At 73.3% G+C, this 1,195-nt stretch carries 1 protein-coding gene; it reads right to left on the bottom strand.

The features are described from left to right. Positions 1-43: 43 nt before the first annotated feature. Positions 44-1,195: cell wall metabolism sensor histidine kinase WalK (locus tag A5713_RS27040; RefSeq protein WP_156751758.1), on the bottom strand; the 1,152-nt coding region annotated here is incomplete at its 5' end.

Here is a 1,195-nt window from a genome sequence, read left to right as displayed (position 1 = left end):
GCCCCGGGCGAGGCGGCCACCGCTCACCTTTCTTCCATGGGCCTTATTCCACCGCCGCGGCGAGCGGCAGCGTGAGCCGGAACCTTGCCCCGCCCTCGTGCGGCAGACACACCAGCTCGCCCCCGTGGGCACGCGCCAGCGCCCGGGCGATCGGCAGGCCCAGCCCGGCGCCGCCGTGATCGCGGGCGCGCCCGGCGTCCAGTCGCACCAGCCGTTCGAAGATCCGCTCGCGCCCGTCGTCGGGAATGCCCGGGCCGCTGTCGGTGACGGTCACCTCGGCGGCATCGGTGCGCCCACGCACGTCGACCGTGATGGCTCCCCCGCGCGGGGTGTAGCGGCGGGCGTTGTCGAGCAGGTTGGACAGGATCTGCGCGATGCGGGTGGGGTCCGCGTCCAGAAGCAGCTCGGTGGCGCCGGTGCGGCTGATGGTCAGTTGCGGCGCCAGCATCGCGGCCCGGTGGGCTTCGGCGTCGGCGATCGCGGCCAGGTCGACGTCGTGGGTGTCCAACGGCAGGCCGGCGTCGATGCGGCTCAGATCGAGCATGTCGGAGACCAACCGCCCTGCGCGCCGCGCGTCGGACAGCAACAGGCTGGCCCTGCGATATTGACCGTCTGCCGCGTCGTCGCCCTGCTGCTGGGAGGCGCTGGTGGCGAGTTGTTCGGCGGCGACCTGTATCCCGGCGATCGGGGTGCGCAGTTCGTGGGCGGCGTCGACCATGAAGCGCCGGGTTGCCGTCTCGGCGCGCCGGGCCGCGTCGATCGCACGCTGGGCCCGGCGTTCGGAAGCCTCCAAGGTATCCAGCATCCCGTCGAAAGCGCTTGCGGCCCGGCCTAATTCGGTATCGGGACGGTCGGGGCGCAGCCGCCGCCCGCGATCACCGGTCCGGATGTCGTTGGCCAGCGCGGTCAGCCGGTCCAGTGGGCGCAGCGCCACCCGGCTGACCGCCACCAGCAACAGCGCGGCGACCAGCAGGGTCACCACACCCGCGCCGATCATCAGCGCCCGCAGTTGATGCGTCACCTGGGTGGTTTGCGTGGTGTCGGCGACCAGGATGACCCGGGCGCCGTCCGGCAGCGGGCGCACCACGGCCGTCGCGGTGGCGTCCGGCGGGGGTGGGGGCGGCGGCGGAAGCTGGACCCGGACCGTCCAGACAAGACCGGTGATCGCGAAGGTGGCGAGCGCGCCGAGCAGTAG

The sequence above is a fragment of the Mycobacterium sp. E2497 genome, assembly GCF_001668695.1.
GTDB lineage: Bacteria > Actinomycetota > Actinomycetes > Mycobacteriales > Mycobacteriaceae > Mycobacterium.
The sequence above is the reverse complement of the archived record's forward strand: the minus strand, read 5'-3'. Positions and strand labels throughout refer to the sequence as shown.